Origin of the sequence: Belliella pelovolcani, assembly GCF_900156785.1 — a bacterium.
In the GTDB taxonomy this organism is placed as follows: Bacteria; Bacteroidota; Bacteroidia; order Cytophagales; family Cyclobacteriaceae; genus Belliella; species Belliella pelovolcani.
The window spans coordinates 1-15,459 of sequence record NZ_FTOP01000005.1 but is presented as its reverse complement, the minus strand read 5'-3'; the positions used below and the strand labels follow the sequence as shown (position 1 = coordinate 15,459).

The window sequence follows — 15,459 nt, the reverse complement described above, 5'->3', positions numbered from 1 at the left end:
AAAAACATATTGGAGACGCTGTCTCCAACCTTCAAAATTCATCATTCTTACTTAAAAGAATTCCTTCATCTTGTCAAAGAAACTCTTTTCCGAGTTTCCTGGATCTGGTTTGAAATTTTCAGAATTTCTCAAACCCTCTAATATTTGTTTTTCTTCTTTGCTCAGTTGTTTAGGTGTCCATACATTGACATGAATCAATTGATCACCCTTTCCATATCCATTGATATCCTTGATGCCTTTGCCTTTGAGGCGAAGCATTTTACCACTTTGAGTTCCAGGATCAAGTTTGATCTTCACTTTACCATCTATGGTTGGTACCTCTACCTGAGCTCCTAGTGCAGCATCTACAAAGTTTACATACAGGTCATAGACCACATTGTTGCCATCCCTTTGCAAGATATCATCTTCAATTTCTTCAATAACGATCAACAGATCACCAGGAATTCCTCCAGCTGTTTCGTTCCCTTTACCAGACATACTCAATTGCATGCCATCAGCAACCCCTCCAGGTATATTAATAGCAATTACTTCTTCTTTCAGGATCAGGCCTCTAGCGTCTGCTTCAGCTGGTTTTTTGTCTACAATCTGACCATTTCCTCCACAAACATGACAAGTACTCGCCGAGACCATCTGACCAAGCATGGTGTTGACCACTTTTTTGATCTGACCAGTGCCCTGACAAGTGGAACAAGTTGTAAAAGTCACCCCATCTGCTAAAACATGGCGTTTTACTTTGATTTTTTTCTCTACGCCATTGGCAACCTCTTTGAGATTGAGTTTCAGTTTGACTCTCAGGTTGGTTCCTTTTTTGGTTCTTCTTCCGCGACTTCCTCCACCAAAGAAAGAATCAAAGCCTCCTCCTCCACCGAAGATATCACCGAATTGGGAGAAAATGTCATCCATATTCATCCCTCCACCGCCAAAGCCTCCATTACCACCTAAGCCTTGGTGACCAAACTGATCATAGCGTTGCCTTTTTTCCTGATTGCTCAGGACTTCATAAGCTTCCGCTGCTTCCTTGAATTTTTCTTCTGCTTCTGGATTGTCGGGATTCTTATCTGGGTGATATTGTATCGCGAGTTTTCTGTAAGCTTTTTTGATTTCGTCTTGGGTAGCGTTTTTGGCTATGCCAAGGATTTCATAATAATCTCTTTTTGCCATGGTATCTTATGCTCCAATGACCACCTTGGCATATCTGATCACTTTATCGCCAAGTGTGTATCCTTTTTCTACTACATCTATCACTTTTCCTTTCATCTCTTCAGATGGAGCAGGAATCTGAGTGATTGCTTCCTGTGTATCTGCATCAAATGGTTCGCCGATCAAACCTTCCATTACCTTCAGACCTTTACCTTCAAGTACCTTTTGGAATTTATTAAAGACCAATTGATTGCCTTCTCTGACCTTTGCTGCATCTTCTTCTGATTCGTTTGCTTTGAAAGCCCGCTCAAAATCGTCAACCACAGGTAGAATCGCAGATATCATTTCTTCTGAAGCTGTTTTGATTAATTCCAATTTTTCTTTGGCAGTCCTCCTTCTAAAATTATCAAATTCAGAATAAAGCCTCAGGTATTTATCTTTCAATTCCTGAACCTCTGCTGACAATTTTTCTTCAACTGACAATTCATCAGCTTGATCCTCTACTTTATCTTCTACTACTTCTTCTTGCTGATTTTCTTCCAAGTTTTTTAAATCTTCAGCCTCAGAGGTGATATTTTCCTTATCCATATTTAACTTTTCTTTTTATTACCTGGTTCATCGTCATCAAATGATTCGCTAACGCTAGGAATCAATATGCTTGCCATAAGGACAAAACTGACATTCTGACACAGCTTAATGGTTGATTGCTTGCCAAAGCATGTCTTTTAGCTTATCTAGGTTATATTGGCTTACGGAAGAAATAAATAAATACGGGATATCCTTTGGTACATCTGTTTTCATTTGCTCCATCAACTCCTCGTCTAGCATGTCAGCCTTGGTAATCGCCAAAAGTCTTTTTTTATCAAGCAATTCCGGATTGTATTTTTCGAGCTCTCCAAGTAAGATGTCATATTGCCTCTGAATGCTATCTGCATCCGCTGGAATCATGAAAAGCAGTATGGAGTTTCTCTCTATGTGTCGAAGAAAACGAATCCCAAGACCTCTACCTTCTGCCGCACCTTCTATAATCCCTGGAATATCTGCCATGACAAAAGATTTGTCATCTCTGTATGGAATTACTCCCAAATTAGGAACCAAGGTGGTAAAAGGATAATCACCAATTTCAGGCTTAGCAGCTGAGATACTTGATAGCAAGGTTGATTTACCTGCATTTGGGAAACCTACTAATCCGATATCTGCTAATAACTTTAACTCCAAAATAATCCACTCCTCTATCCCCTCTTCACCAGGCTGAGCAAAATGTGGCGCTTGATTAGTCGCTGACTTGAAATGATCATTACCTAAGCCACCTCTACCACCTGGGGTTAGGATAACTTCCTGTCCATCTTCGGTAATTTCAAATCTTACTTCTCTCGTTTCAGCGTCTTTGGCTACTGTCCCAAGTGGTACTTCAAGGATTATATCTTGGCCATCTCTCCCCTTTCTTCTCCCGCCTTCACCGTTTTTACCTGCCTCAGCGATGACGTGTTTCTTATATTTCAAATGGAGCAATGTCCACAATTGAGAACTACCTCTCAATATAATATGACCACCGCGTCCACCATCCCCTCCGTCAGGCCCCCCTTTGGGTACATGTTTTTCCCTTCTGAAATGAACAGAACCTGCCCCTCCTGCTCCAGAACGGGAACAAAACTTCACATAATCTATAAAATTGGAATCTGCCACTTTTTTCTTGATTGATAATAAAAAAGGCTAAGCCTGAAAGCTTAGCCAAAATATTTAGATTGCAAAGTTAGCAATAATTTGATTACTTATACTGATCTATTACGCTGGTGATGTTACCAAAGATCTCGTCAATGGTTCCTACACCATATATCTTGGTCAATTTACCTTGATTTTCATAAAACCCAGCAACTGGTAACGTTTCATCCAAATAAACTTTGATCCTAGTAGCGATTTTTGTCTCGTCTTGATCATCTACCCTTCCAGATGTTTTTCCTCTTTCTCGAATTCTCTCTTTCAGCACTTCTTCTGGAACATCCAATGCGATCATCCCAGAGATCTTCATCCCCAAAGCCTCTAGCATCACATCTAAAGCTTCCGCTTGGGCTACAGTTCTCGGGAAACCATCAAAAATAAAACCTTTGCTATCAGGAGTACTTTTGATTTTTTCTTCGACCATTCCAATCACCACTTCATCAGGTACTAGTCGCCCTTCATTCATGTACTTTTGAGCAAGCTTTCCTAACTCCGTACCTTCTCCGAGGTGTTTCCTAAATAAATCACCTGTAGATAGGTGAGTCAAGTTATATTTTTCAATCAGCTTCTCACTTTGGGTTCCTTTACCAGCACCTGGAGGGCCGAACAATACGATGTTAAGCATAACGAATACTTTTGGAATTATATAAATATAGTTAGCTACTGTCTTTTATGTTTTGACAATATAATTTATTTCAATTGATAAATCTCTGGCAGATTCCTACCAAAACCATCATAATCTAGACCGTATCCCACTACAAACTTATTAGGAATCTCAAACCCTACATAATCAATTTCTAGCTCGTGTTTAAGTGCCTCGGGTTTGAATAGCAAAGTTACTATTGATATTTGACTTGGTTGATTTATTTCCAGTTTTTTGAGCAGGTGAGTCATGCTCAATCCTGTATCGATGATATCTTCTATTACTATTACTTTCCTTCCTTTTAACTCAGCATCAAGGCCTATTAATTCCTTGACATTACCAGTAGAGCTCGTGCCTTGATAAGAGGATACTTTGATGAAGGATATTTCAGCTGGAATACTGATGTATTTAGCTAAATCAGATAAAAACATAAAAGCTCCATTCAATACCCCTAAGATGACTGGATTATCCTCTTTGAAATCAACAGAAATCTTGGTCCCCATTTCTTGGAGTCTTGTATCTATTGCTTCAGCAGTAATAAATGGAACGAATTCCTTATCTTTAATTTTCTTCATTATAACTAAATAAAAATGCCCCTCGTTTAGAAGGGCATTACAAATATAGAAAAAAATGATTCCGAATCATGTACAATATTGCTAATACATTATAGATGAGCCATTAAAAATTTGTACATGGCTAACATACATTTTAAATCATGGATAGCAACCAGTTCATTTGGTGAGTGTACATTGTCTTCTGGCGCACCGACAAAGCACCAATCTATAGCATGATTGGAAAATTGTATTTCTCTACCATCGCTTCCTCCCGCATCTTCCACTTCCAGCTGATATGCAATACCACTCGACGCGGCTAAAGTGATCAATTTATCCAGAAACTTTCTTCTAGGTATATACTTATCTCGAATGGAGATCGCGACACCTCCTCCATGACCTACACCTTCTGTGACCCAAGTAATATCAGAAATCAAAGCTTGTTTGATTGGACTATTTTTCATGATAAAATCCAATAGAAAGGGCATACTTCCTCCACCATGTTCTTCATAGGTCGAAAAAACAACCCAGCCATGCTCCAATTCTTCACAGAGTTCTATGGCATTATACACCCCTAATCGGTTGTCTAAATAAGCTCCTTGAATAAAGTCATCATCTATTTTTAGATTTTGCTCAAATGACAAATAAGTACCTCTTTCGATAGCACGAGGAAAATCATGAAATAGATCGCCATTATAAATTTTTAATTTACAAGTAATCGGCCCCATACTATCCTCACCCACCAAAGTAGCCCCATCTATTAATTCGGGTCCCCCCACTGTAATTAGCTGATTTTCATAACGAGACATGAATCCTATGGTGTCCATATGAGCAAAAACAGCCGTTCTAGGCGTCCCAAACTTTAAAAGGATACAATCATGAAATTCTTCACCAGAATAAATAATAGGCGCAACCTTCCATGTAGCCTTACGTTGTAGGATGGTGTTGAGAAGGAATTGAGACACCTTGAATTCGTCACCAGATACACTTCTGATGTCAAATAAATCTTTTAAAAATTTCATTTTTGGCATTGTTTATGAAGATTTATCGGCGAATTTAGGGTGAAAATTCTAAAAGAATTGGAATAAAGTTTAAAGAATTAAAAATTAAATATACATTTGTGTAAAAGTAAAAGTTTATAAATTTGCAATCAAATCAATTAAACACTCAAAATTTTGGAAAAAAACTTTTTATCATGAAAAAATTACTACTATCTACATTAATGGCAGGTGCGCTTACCTTAGGAGTAAACGCCCAGACTGACTACAACAGGTGGTCTCTCGAAGTAAACGGTGGATTTAACAAGCCTATGGCTCCTTTGACTCAAGGTTTCTTGTCTCCAACGTTAAACATTGGACATGCTGACCTTGGGGTTAGATACATGTTCAACGAGAAATTCGGTGCGAAACTAGATTATGGTTTCGGTTCATTCAGCGAAGCCGCTAACACTTCTAGCCCTTCATTCTCTACCAATTACTGGAGAGCAAACCTTCAAGGGGTTGCTAACCTTGGTAGAATCATGGGTTGGGAATCATTCACAAGAAGAGTTAACTTATTGGGTCACTTTGGTGCTGGTCTAGGACAAGTTAACCCTCAAGAGAATGCAAATGCAGGTTTCAATGACAACGTTTATAATTTCATCGCTGGTTTTACTGGTCAGGTGAAATTGTCTGAAAGAGTTGCCTTAAATGCTGACATCACTACTATCTTAAATGGTAGACAAACTACAGCATTTGACGGTGCTTCAAATATCACAAGAGCAACAATGGTCAATCCATCTACCAACAATGGTTTTTATGGAATGGGCGCTCAGTGGTGGACTGGTACATTAGGTCTTAGCTTCTATTTAGGAAGCAAAGGTACTCACGCTGACTGGTACATCGCAGCTGACAAGTATGCTACTAAAGAAGAGCTTGCTTCTCAGATTGGCGAGATCAAAGACATGTTGAAAGACTCAGATGGTGATGGAGTTCCAGATTACCTAGACAAAGAGCCTAATACTCCAGCTGGTGCAAGAGTTGATTCACACGGTAGAACTTTAGATTCTGACGGTGATGGTATTCCTGATCACTTGGATAAGTGTCCATTCGCTCCAGGACCTGCATCTAATGATGGTTGTCCTATCGAAGAAGTGAAAGAAGTTGACTACTTCAAGAAAGCAATCAATGAAGGATATGTAAACGTATACTTCGCTTTCGATAGCGCTAAGCCACTTGGTTACTCATCTTCTTCTGTAAACTATGTTGCTAACTTCTTGAAAAGAAATCCAGGTGTTAGCCTAGAGATCAAAGGTTATGCAGATGAATTAGGTCCAGAAGATTACAACATGAAGTTGTCTGAAAGAAGAGCAAAATCTGTTTATGATCTCTTGATCGCTGCAGGTATTGATGGCTCTAGACTTTCTTACAAAGGCTATGGCGAAGATACAAGTGTAGATAAGAGATCTGCTGATGCACGTCAACTTGCAAGAAGAACTAGCTTCGAAGTAAAATAAGATTCTAATATTTCAATATAAAACCCGATCTTTATGGTCGGGTTTTTTTATGCCCAAATTCCACAGCTATGTTTATACTCAATCAGCAAAACAGTATAGCCAATACATATTTGGCAGAGATAAGGAATGTCGAAGTGCAGCATGATAGGCTTCGTTTTAGAAAAAATATAGAGCGACTGGGAGAGTTATTAGCTTACGAGATATCCAAATCACTAAGCTTCAAGCAAACATCAATCACGACTCCTCTGAAAGACACCAGTATAAATTTAATTTCTGATCAACCTATTCTGATCAGTGTTTTAAGAGCAGCGATGCCCTTTTATCAAGGCTTTCTGAACATATATGACCACGCTGATTCTGGATTTATAGGAGCTTACAGAACTGAAGAAGTAAAAGGTGGGGCTGAAATAGAAATCAGCTTGCTTTATCAAGCTGCTCCAAACATTGATGGGAAAGAAGTTATATTGATTGACCCCATGTTAGCTACTGGGAAATCTTTTCTAAAAAGTATAGAAAACCTTCAGAAAAATGGCCTGCCAAAGATGATTCATATTGCTTCAGTCATAGCAGCACCCGAAGGTGTTGCCTATTTAGAGCAAAACATCAAGCTTCCTTATAAATTGTGGACATGTGCTCTAGATGAAAAACTGAACTCCAACTCTTATATTGTTCCAGGTTTGGGAGATGCTGGTGATTTAGCATTCGGTGAGAAACTGTAATTATGGTTTATATAATTTTAATTTTAGGGCTAGTCATTCTTCTGCTTGGAGGTAAGTTCTTGGTAGATGGGGCTTCTGCGATTGCTATCAAGCTAGGATTGAGTGCTGGCTTGATTGGTTTGACGATAGTAGCCTTTGGGACTTCTGCTCCAGAGCTCTTAGTGAGTGTCAATGCCGCTCTTAAAGGCACAAGTGACATTGCAATAGGAAATGTAGTGGGGTCCAATATTGCTAACATTTCCTTGGTCTTGGGAATTAGTGCTATTCTTTATCCCATTGCTTTACATCTATCAGTCCTCAAACTTGATTATTTTTTCGCCCTGATCTCCGCTGTATTATTCTATTTAATTGCTCTTAATCAGGAAGTTTCTCGATTAGAAGGCATCCTTTTGACAATTCTTTTGATTGCTGTAAACCTTTACATTTATAAAAAATTAAAAGGAACCAATTCTGAAGAATCACAAGGAGACATCAATGTTAATTATAGTAGTCTTAAGGCTATTCTATTGATTTTAGTCGGGGTGTTAGGCCTTTACTATGGGTCGGATTTATTTGTAGATTCTGCGGTAGAGATCTCACGAAAGTTTGGTGTCAGCGAAAGGGTGATTGGTATCACAGTCATTGCTATTGGCACGAGCTTACCAGAACTCACAACGTCTGTCATTGCGGCATTCAATAAAAAAACTGATATCGCTATCGGTAACATACTTGGTAGTAACATCATGAATGTATTGGGTATTATTGGCATCACGGCAATAGTTCAACCTATTCCTGTGTCCGATCAATTCTTGAAAAGTGATTTTATTTGGATGATAGGGCTGACACTTTTACTCTTCCCTATTCTCAAAAGTAAGCTAAACATTTCAAGGATCGAGGGTGGTGTCTTGTTGTTTGCTTATTTAATTTATATCTATACAATTTTATGATAGAATATTTGATCAAATTTTTGGTGATCTACATTTCTTGCTTGTTCAAATTTGTCGCCGGCCCAATATTGGGCTCTGCAGCAGGCTATAGTCTATGGGAAATCATTATAGTCACAGTTGGAGGCTTGATGACCACTGTGTTTTCATTAACTTATCTGGGTGAGTGGATCAAAAAAAACTGGACGATAAATATCCAGAATAAGAAAAAACGATTCTCCAAAAGCTCTAGAAGAATCGTAAAAGTATGGCAGAAATTTGGCCCTATAGGTATAGCAGCCATCACACCAATGTTTCTCACACCTGTAGGTGGTACCATCGTAATGACCGCATTCCGAGTAGAGAAGAAAAAGGTATTTACTTATATGTTTATTAGTGGTCTATTTTGGGCTATTATTCTTGGAGCAAGTATTCAGCAAATTCTCGCCATTCCAATGATAGGGGATTTACTCAGGTAGATCTTCGTCTGGAAGCATTTCGATGTCCTGAATCAAAACCCGCTTCGAGATATCCTGTCCTGTCAATGTAGCTGCTAGACCTCCCATAGCAGTTTCTTTGTATTTACTTTCCATACTTGCACCAATTTCCCCCATGGCATCTACACATTCATCTACTGGAATCACTGCACTTACATCTGCTAGTGCTATCTGGGCAGAACTATTGGCTATAGCTGCGGCACTCGCATTTCTAACTACGCAGGGTACTTCTACTAAGCCTGCTACAGGGTCACATACTAGACCTAGCATACACTGAATTGTAATGGCTACTGCATTGAAGATCTGATCAACTGTCCCGCCTAAACAGTGAACCATAGCCCCTGCAGCCATGGCTGCCGCAGAACCAGTTTCTGCTTGACAGCCTCCTACAGCTCCAGCTAGAGACGCTTTTTCTTCTATGATTAAGGCAATTCCTGCTCCAATTAGCAATCCCTCCAAAATAGACCTATCAGAAAGCCTGTGAATTTCTTGTAAAGTATATAATGTACCTGGTAAAATCCCAGAAGCACCCGCAGTCGGTGCTGCGACCACTCTACCCATACAAGAATTAACTTCTTTAGCTGCTAAGGCTCTTGATATCAACTTTTGGAATTCTGGAGAGAGTACTGCTACAGGATGCTTGTATACCTTTTTTGCACCATTGTTGATCATGCCAGATCTAGATGTCATCTCTTCCCTAAGACCTGTCTCTACAGCATCCCTCATGACCTGATAAGCCGCTAGAAGACCATCCCATATAGCTTGCTCCTCTTTTCCTCTTTGGGCAATCTCATATTCTATGACAGCCTCATACAGGCTAATATTATGGTCCAGGCAGTATTGCTTCCATCCTGAGAAACTATTAAAAAGAAAGCTCATATTCATTTGGGTTTATAGAACAACAAAATTCAAAAATGTAGGCCACAAAACAAAAAGTAAGCCCATAATAAAAAAATCCCCTCGAATAGAGGGGACATAAAATTTATCTTACTTCTTTAATTTTTGCTTTGAAATAAATCGGTTCATAAGGTCGGGCTCCAGTCCCCAATGCTCCCCTGAGAAACAAATCTCTTCTGATAGCAAAAGGAAAAACCTGTGTGGATCCTCCAAATGCTAAATGGGAAGGCACATAGACTTCTATTTCTTGCTCTGCTTTTCGGTCTTTTAATACTTGGTTAAGAAAATCTAAGTTGCCTTGCTCTCCTACTTTTGCAGTAATCGGTGAATTGTTATTCGTTTTAGAAATCGCAATATCCTCACCGAGTTGTTTTAATTCAAATTCAAAGGCTACAACATCACCTGTTGCTGCTGCTTTTTCACCCTCTCCTTCACCAATGATCTTGATAAAGATCCCATTCTCAGTGACTTCAAAGTCTTTTAGATCACTATCTGCTAAGTAGTCTTCAATGATTTCTCGCTCCATGATTTTAATCTCATCATTATCAAATACTTGGGCATATTTCACCTTGATGACAAGATTTGAATTTTCATTGATCAGTTGTTCAAAACTGTATTGCTGATATGCCAAATAAGAAGGTGAGTAAATCATTAATGTCTCTCCCTCCTTTGCAATTCCTGAGGCGAAGTTGATTACCCTTGGAACAAGACCACCATCATTGTGCTTGTATAATCTTGGTTTTTTATTCTCATCAAGGTAAGAGTCGATCAATTGCCCATCGGTAGTTTTGATTTCATAATAAATCCCAACCACGTCATTATTCACAATCTGATTTCCTACATCATTGGTTTCTACTTTTTGATAAAAAAATCCTAATGGATTCTCAATGGCATTAATCCCATTTCTATCTAAATAATCCTTAAGGAGTCTATTATCTCTCTCGACAATCTTCTCATAATCAGAGTCGTTATCAGGCAAACAGGCTACCATTGTCGCCAGCAGAAACGTCATTGCTGACAGTTTTAATAATTTCATACAGTATACTTACTTTTTAAATTGGAAATTCATTCTAAGGTTAAGACCGCCGATTCCAAATTGTTGGTTGACGAAAGTCTGCCCTCCCAAGGACATTTTATAGAAAGGCTCTAAAGACAAAAACGTGCCATTCTTTAAATTATGCTCATAGCCAAAAGATAAATTTAGTAATTGTCCCACATTTGATCCCGCTCCATCAGATACATCACTGGGTGTTGCTGTCTCAGTAAATCGTTGAACAGTCTGGTCTCCAGTCATCAATCCAAGAGTATTGAAATTAGCCGCCGTAAAGGTCCCTGTATTTCTTTGATTCAAATACACCATATTAGAAATTCCTGTTATTAGATATACATCTGCTTTTTCCTTATCTACAATTTTATACTTCAGATTGACAGGAAGTTCCAGTTGTCCAAAACTTAGCTCGTAACTAGCGTTTACAAAATTATTACTAAAATTTGCCAATCTACTATCAGCTGCTTGAACAAAATCACTATTTGCAGCCATTACCTGAGAGTTCACAGCCGGATTCATGCTGTGACGAGCATAAGAAACCCCCATATCAAGCTTCAGTCTTTTACTAAAGGAGAGTTCTGACATCAATCCTGCACCAAGGTTAAGATTTTGTGTCGCATTTGATATCGACTGAGGTGCCAACAGTAGTCCTAACCTAAAGTTAGACTGACTTGCCTTATCAACAACTCTGTCATCAACATTAGAAGCTTCTTCTAACCATTGCTGAATGGTTTTCTCAGCTAACTGACTTTCTTCCGCCATCAATTTGGAAGTCATCAGGTCTAGCTTTTCAGATTTAGAAGCTTTTAATTCTAAACCAATCAAAGAATTTTGTTTCAATGAATCATCCGGACTTACGAACTTAAAATCAGGAGTCCTATCGATTTTAAGGTTAGAAGCCAACGATTCATTTTTTTGTACGAGCAACCCAGAAGGATTTACGACCTTATTTGATACATCTGCCAAAATAGCGGAGTTAGGATCAATATTTTTGCTAGGATCACCTATAGTCTGGTTTTTCGTCGACTGTGAATTATTAGTAGATCCTATCTCCCTTTTCTCAAAACTTCGTGGTGAATTATCATTTTTTGAATCAATTGTGTCAGTTAATTCCTCTTGGTTGAGTGATTTATTTTCATTTACGTGAAAATTATCTTCTGATAAATCTCCAGTAGGTAGCAAAGCAAAAACCATAAAAGCTAAAGCAATAGAAGCAGCTATACCTGAAAGCCACCATTTCCAAATGGACCTACCTCCCGGTAGTCCTGTCTTGAAATAAGCAGCAGAGAAGCTTTCCCAAGCTTGTGGGTCAAAGGGCTCTTGATGGTCTTCAAAAGCACTTTTTATTTTATTTGAAAGTTTTTTATCGAACTGCTCCTTCATTGTTGATTTGGTTTACAGCGTAGATTTTTTCTCTTAAGCATTGTTTTGCCCTAGCCAAGTAGCCTCTTGAAGAGCTAGCAGGAATTCCTAGTTGTTCCCCGATTTCATTGTGCGCGAAACCTTCTATTTCGTACATATTGAATACTATTCTGAGCATGTCGGGCAGTTCTCTAAGTAGAGTCAGGATATCTTCTTTTGAAAGGTGATCTATCACTTCTGGATTGAGGCTTTCAACTTCTAGTTGATCTATATCCATGATGGCAAAGTGCTTGACTTGTTTCCTATAATAATCAATAGAAGTATTGACGAGGATTCTTCTAAACCACCCTTTGAAGGAATTTTCTTTATTATATTGGTGGAGTTTGTCAAACATTTTCATGAAGCTATCATTGACGATCTCGCAGGATTCATCTCTTGAATTAGAATACCTGAGCGCAATACTCATAGCATAGCCATAGAATTGCTTGTAAAGCATTTCTATAGCCTTTCTATCGCCATTTTTTGCTTTTTCTATCAGGTGCTGTTCCAAGGAATAGAATTAATAATTTCCTGCTTCAAATACGAGACGCAAGAATCAGCCAAAGTGCTACAAGAGAAAAAAAAATTACTGGAAAGAAAATCAGAAATTAAAATTAACCGTCTGCTTAATAGCAGGATCCAAGCTTAAGGCAACAGGACATGTTTTAGCAGCATTCTTCAATTTTTGAATGATTTTCTCATCTTGCAGGGGCTTTTCCCAAGAAAAATCAACAATAATCTCTTCGATTTTTCTAGGATTAGCACTCATCACTTTGGTAATTTCCCAGGATAATGAATCCAAAGAAACCGATTCTCTTTCTGCCACGATTCCCATGATCGTCACCATGCAACTCCCCAAAGCTGCAGCCACAAGGTCTGTAGGGGAAAATGCCTCTCCTTTACCATTGTTATCTACAGGGGCATCTGTGAGTACTCTAGTCATTGACTGAAGGTGTTCCATCTCAGTTCTGAGATTTCCTAAGTATGAACTTTTTATAGTTGGCATAAACTCTTACTTTTATTATCGGTTAAATAACTTGAAACCAAAATTAGCGTTAAATTCCTGACTAACTATGACAAAGGGATTAAAATATCTATTTACAGGCATCTTGGCATTGATCAGTCTGGTCAGTCAAGCCCAGAGAGAGGGTGCTGGCAATTATGACTACGAAAGAGAGTTATTTTTTGGCATCAATAAAAATACGAATGGCGGATTGATTGGAGGGCTTTCTATCAAAGCTGGTTTTCAAATTGAAGAAGACAAATACCAGTTTTTTGGTTTAGACTTAGCCAATGTCAAAAACCCAAAAGAAGTACGATATAATACCGTTTTAGGTAACTCTTATATTTTTGGGAAATCCAACTACCTCTATTCCATACGTCCTTATTACGGAAGAGAGATTGTATTTTTCAAAAAGGCACCACAACAAGGAGTTCAGATATCTGCCTTAGCAGCAGTAGGACCTTCGATAGGATTGATTGCTCCTTATTATGTGGAATATGCTGTGAATAGGCTTGAAACAGTCAGAGAACAATACAATCCTGAAGTTCATCAAAGCCGATTCAACATACTAGGTCCAGGAAGAATTTTTGAAGGGCTAAGTCAATCAGAGCTTGCCATTGGAGCAAATGCAAAAGCCGCGCTCTTCTTTGAGTTTGGTACATTCAAATCTAGCGCCATTGGATTGGAACTCGGTTACCAATTAGAGGGTTTTAACAAAGAAATTGAACTGATGCCAACAACAGAGAATAGACAGATTTTCCAATCTGCTTATTTCACCTTGTACTACGGCTACAGGAAGTAAGGAATCTATTGGGTTTCTATTTCATTAACCCTTAATTTTGCTCCATCAATAAGAAAAAGCGATGATCGAATTACCAGTAATTTCCGAAGAGGCAACTAAAAGAAAAAAACCTGACTGGCTCAGGGTGAAACTGCCTGTAGGAAAAGAATATGCCAAAGTCAGAAAGCTCGTAGATCAACATAAATTACACACAATTTGTGAAAGTGGGAATTGCCCCAATATGGGTGAATGCTGGGGTGCTGGCACAGCCACATTCATGATCTTAGGGAACGTCTGTACCCGCTCTTGTTCCTTCTGTGCAGTAGCTACAGGAAGACCACCAGAATATGACACAGACGAGCCAAGAAGGGTAGCAGAAGCAATCAAATTGATGGGAGTCAAGCATGCCGTTATCACTTCTGTCAATAGAGATGAACTGAAAGATAAAGGTGCTGAAATTTGGTATCAAACAGTCGTAGAGACAAAAAATCTTTCTCCTGAGACAACCATTGAAACTTTGATCCCCGATGTGAAGTCCAACTGGGATGCATTGTATAGGATGATCAGCGGTGGACAAGAAGTGGTATCTCACAACATGGAAACTGTAGAGAGTCTTTATAGAAGAGTGAGACCACAAGCGAAGTATGCTAGGTCCTTAGAGCAGATTAAATTGACCAAAGAATATGGTAAAAGAACCAAAACAGGTATCATGCTTGGACTTGGCGAAAAACAAGACGAAGTATTCAAAGCGATGGATGATTTAGCAGCACATGGCTGTGATATTCTTACGCTTGGTCAATACCTTCAACCTACCAAAATGCATATTGAAGTAGCTGAATTTATTCACCCAGATACTTTCGCTATGTATAGAGAAGAAGGATTAAAAAGAGGCTTGAAGTATGTGGAGTCTGGCCCATTGGTAAGATCTTCTTATCATGCCGAGAGACATGTAAACGTCTAAAAAACCACGTTCTTTAAAGAGAGCTAAGGACATAAAAAACAAAGGGCTGTGAACATCACAGCCCTTTGTTTTTTATTCATCTGCAAAATTATAAGCATCTACTTGCTCAAGAATCCAATCTTTGTATTTGTCAAGCTTATATTCAGCCCATCTGTCTTTGTACTTTGAATCGTCAATCAGAAACTTGAAAGCTGTCGCAGCTTTTGGTTTACTCAAAGCATTGACTAATTCGTCTTGAAAAGCTTTTTCTTTGACCACGCGATCAATAAACGTCTCCATCATTTGATGCTCTTGGTTAGGCTCTGGCTTGGTAAACTCAGCATAGTTGTCGGGATTATCTTCTATTTCATCTAAGATATCTTCCTCTTCTGGCGTGAGGTCATAGTTGAAGTAATCCTCATCATCGGGCAAGTGATGTATTTTTTTGTTATTCAATTGATAAAAACAAATCATGCCCTTTTGCAGTAAGCCTGCAATTTTTTCAATTTCTTGTCCGGTCAGGGTTAACATTATGGATTGGATGTAAAATTTTTAGAAAATTAAGTAACTGATGGTTAAAATCAAACTATTTAAGATGACCCTTTGATTAATTTCTAATCGATAAGTTTTTTTCCTGTTTTGTGCGATGGGACACCCACTCTAAATTTTCATGATAATAGAGATAAGTTCCTGTTGTTGCTCTGTGGGTTTTAGTGGTATAGTT

The 15,459-nt window shown here is 38.6% G+C and carries 18 protein-coding genes; 6 read left to right on the top strand and 12 right to left on the bottom strand.

What is annotated here, in order from left to right; genetic code table 11:
* Positions 1–51: 51 nt before the first annotated feature.
* The 6 genes from dnaJ to BW935_RS07070 form a co-directional block, all read right to left on the bottom strand.
* Positions 52–1,161 carry a molecular chaperone DnaJ gene (gene dnaJ / locus BW935_RS07095; protein WP_076499975.1) on the bottom strand — a complete coding sequence of 370 codons (1,110 nt, stop codon included), beginning with the start codon at positions 1,159–1,161 and terminating at the stop codon, positions 52–54.
* 6 nt (positions 1,162–1,167) lie between these two features.
* On the bottom strand, positions 1,168–1,728 hold the full coding sequence (locus BW935_RS07090) for a nucleotide exchange factor GrpE (protein ID WP_076499973.1): 561 nt from the start codon (positions 1,726–1,728) through the stop codon (positions 1,168–1,170).
* A 105-nt stretch (positions 1,729–1,833) separates the two neighbouring features.
* Positions 1,834–2,826, bottom strand: coding sequence for a GTPase ObgE (gene obgE / locus BW935_RS07085; protein ID WP_076499971.1), 993 nt, complete (start codon positions 2,824–2,826; stop codon positions 1,834–1,836).
* Between the two features lie 82 nt (positions 2,827–2,908).
* The gene (locus BW935_RS07080) at positions 2,909–3,484 is read right to left on the bottom strand and encodes an adenylate kinase (RefSeq protein ID WP_076499969.1); all 576 of its coding nucleotides are present in this window, start codon (positions 3,482–3,484) and stop codon (positions 2,909–2,911) included.
* A 65-nt stretch (positions 3,485–3,549) separates the two neighbouring features.
* Positions 3,550–4,077: a hypoxanthine phosphoribosyltransferase gene (gene hpt, locus BW935_RS07075; RefSeq protein WP_076499967.1), complete on the bottom strand. Its 528-nt coding sequence runs from the start codon at positions 4,075–4,077 to the stop codon at positions 3,550–3,552.
* 89 nt (positions 4,078–4,166) lie between these two features.
* Complete coding sequence (locus BW935_RS07070) at positions 4,167–5,075, bottom strand: aminopeptidase (RefSeq protein WP_076500429.1); 909 nt, start codon at positions 5,073–5,075, stop codon at positions 4,167–4,169.
* A gap of 173 nt (positions 5,076–5,248) precedes the next feature.
* Here BW935_RS07070 and BW935_RS07065 point away from each other — a divergent pair, with 173 nt between their 5' ends.
* From BW935_RS07065 to BW935_RS07050, 4 genes are all read left to right on the top strand, one after another.
* Positions 5,249–6,547, top strand: coding sequence for an OmpA family protein (locus BW935_RS07065; protein ID WP_076500427.1), 1,299 nt, complete (start codon positions 5,249–5,251; stop codon positions 6,545–6,547).
* A 68-nt stretch (positions 6,548–6,615) separates the two neighbouring features.
* Positions 6,616–7,266 carry a uracil phosphoribosyltransferase gene (gene upp, locus BW935_RS07060; RefSeq protein ID WP_076499965.1) on the top strand — a complete coding sequence of 217 codons (651 nt, stop codon included), beginning with the start codon at positions 6,616–6,618 and terminating at the stop codon, positions 7,264–7,266.
* 2 nt (positions 7,267–7,268) lie between these two features.
* Positions 7,269–8,192 carry a calcium/sodium antiporter gene (locus BW935_RS07055; protein ID WP_076499964.1) on the top strand — a complete coding sequence of 308 codons (924 nt, stop codon included), beginning with the start codon at positions 7,269–7,271 and terminating at the stop codon, positions 8,190–8,192.
* Entirely contained in the window at positions 8,189–8,647 is a 459-nt protein-coding gene (locus BW935_RS07050) for a hypothetical protein (protein ID WP_175606648.1), read from the top strand. Before BW935_RS07055 ends, BW935_RS07050 begins: the two co-directional genes overlap by 4 nt.
* Here BW935_RS07050 and sdaAA read toward each other — a convergent pair.
* The 5 genes from sdaAA to BW935_RS07025 all read right to left on the bottom strand — a co-directional run bounded on the left by sdaAA (position 8,636) and on the right by BW935_RS07025 (position 13,017).
* On the bottom strand, positions 8,636–9,544 hold the full coding sequence (sdaAA, locus tag BW935_RS07045; protein WP_076500423.1) for an L-serine ammonia-lyase, iron-sulfur-dependent, subunit alpha: 909 nt from the start codon (positions 9,542–9,544) through the stop codon (positions 8,636–8,638). The genes BW935_RS07050 and sdaAA overlap by 12 nt on opposite strands.
* A gap of 103 nt (positions 9,545–9,647) precedes the next feature.
* Positions 9,648–10,598 carry an FKBP-type peptidyl-prolyl cis-trans isomerase gene (locus BW935_RS07040; protein WP_084565861.1) on the bottom strand — a complete coding sequence of 317 codons (951 nt, stop codon included), beginning with the start codon at positions 10,596–10,598 and terminating at the stop codon, positions 9,648–9,650.
* 9 nt (positions 10,599–10,607) lie between these two features.
* On the bottom strand, positions 10,608–11,993 hold the full coding sequence (locus tag BW935_RS07035) for an outer membrane beta-barrel protein (RefSeq protein WP_076499962.1): 1,386 nt from the start codon (positions 11,991–11,993) through the stop codon (positions 10,608–10,610).
* Positions 11,974–12,522: an RNA polymerase sigma factor gene (locus BW935_RS07030; RefSeq protein ID WP_076499960.1), complete on the bottom strand. Its 549-nt coding sequence runs from the start codon at positions 12,520–12,522 to the stop codon at positions 11,974–11,976. The genes BW935_RS07035 and BW935_RS07030 overlap by 20 nt, the downstream gene beginning before the upstream one ends.
* 90 nt (positions 12,523–12,612) lie before the next feature.
* Positions 12,613–13,017: an OsmC family protein gene (locus tag BW935_RS07025; RefSeq protein ID WP_076499958.1), complete on the bottom strand. Its 405-nt coding sequence runs from the start codon at positions 13,015–13,017 to the stop codon at positions 12,613–12,615.
* Positions 13,018–13,084: 67 nt separating this feature from the next.
* Here BW935_RS07025 and BW935_RS07020 point away from each other — a divergent pair, with 67 nt between their 5' ends.
* Both BW935_RS07020 and lipA read left to right on the top strand, forming a co-directional pair.
* On the top strand, positions 13,085–13,816 hold the full coding sequence (locus BW935_RS07020; RefSeq protein ID WP_076499956.1) for a hypothetical protein: 732 nt from the start codon (positions 13,085–13,087) through the stop codon (positions 13,814–13,816).
* 61 nt (positions 13,817–13,877) lie between these two features.
* Positions 13,878–14,756, top strand: a complete 879-nt coding sequence (gene lipA / locus BW935_RS07015) for a lipoyl synthase (RefSeq protein WP_076499954.1) — start codon at positions 13,878–13,880, stop codon at positions 14,754–14,756.
* Between the two features lie 72 nt (positions 14,757–14,828).
* On the opposite strand, the gene BW935_RS07010 is transcribed toward lipA, so the two are convergent.
* Positions 14,829–15,266 (bottom strand): UPF0158 family protein, encoded by a 438-nt coding sequence (locus BW935_RS07010; protein ID WP_076499952.1) that lies wholly within the window; start codon positions 15,264–15,266, stop codon positions 14,829–14,831.
* Positions 15,267–15,459: the final 193 nt, after the last annotated feature.

Coding starts and splice junctions, on each gene's coding strand:
- dnaJ (WP_076499975.1), bottom strand. CDS start 1,161: ATGGCAAAAAGAGATTATTATGAAATCCTTGGCATAGCCAAAAACGCT.
- BW935_RS07090 (WP_076499973.1), bottom strand. CDS start 1,728: ATGGATAAGGAAAATATCACCTCTGAGGCTGAAGATTTAAAAAACTTG.
- BW935_RS07080 (WP_076499969.1), bottom strand. CDS start 3,484: ATGCTTAACATCGTATTGTTCGGCCCTCCAGGTGCTGGTAAAGGAACC.
- hpt (WP_076499967.1), bottom strand. CDS start 4,077: ATGAAGAAAATTAAAGATAAGGAATTCGTTCCATTTATTACTGCTGAA.
- BW935_RS07070 (WP_076500429.1), bottom strand. CDS start 5,075: ATGAAATTTTTAAAAGATTTATTTGACATCAGAAGTGTATCTGGTGAC.
- BW935_RS07065 (WP_076500427.1), top strand. CDS start 5,249: ATGAAAAAATTACTACTATCTACATTAATGGCAGGTGCGCTTACCTTA.
- upp (WP_076499965.1), top strand. CDS start 6,616: ATGTTTATACTCAATCAGCAAAACAGTATAGCCAATACATATTTGGCA.
- BW935_RS07055 (WP_076499964.1), top strand. CDS start 7,269: ATGGTTTATATAATTTTAATTTTAGGGCTAGTCATTCTTCTGCTTGGA.
- BW935_RS07050 (WP_175606648.1), top strand. CDS start 8,189: ATGATAGAATATTTGATCAAATTTTTGGTGATCTACATTTCTTGCTTG.
- sdaAA (WP_076500423.1), bottom strand. CDS start 9,544: ATGAGCTTTCTTTTTAATAGTTTCTCAGGATGGAAGCAATACTGCCTG.
- BW935_RS07040 (WP_084565861.1), bottom strand. CDS start 10,598: ATGAAATTATTAAAACTGTCAGCAATGACGTTTCTGCTGGCGACAATG.
- BW935_RS07035 (WP_076499962.1), bottom strand. CDS start 11,993: ATGAAGGAGCAGTTCGATAAAAAACTTTCAAATAAAATAAAAAGTGCT.
- BW935_RS07025 (WP_076499958.1), bottom strand. CDS start 13,017: ATGCCAACTATAAAAAGTTCATACTTAGGAAATCTCAGAACTGAGATG.
- BW935_RS07020 (WP_076499956.1), top strand. CDS start 13,085: ATGACAAAGGGATTAAAATATCTATTTACAGGCATCTTGGCATTGATC.
- lipA (WP_076499954.1), top strand. CDS start 13,878: ATGATCGAATTACCAGTAATTTCCGAAGAGGCAACTAAAAGAAAAAAA.
- BW935_RS07010 (WP_076499952.1), bottom strand. CDS start 15,266: ATGTTAACCCTGACCGGACAAGAAATTGAAAAAATTGCAGGCTTACTG.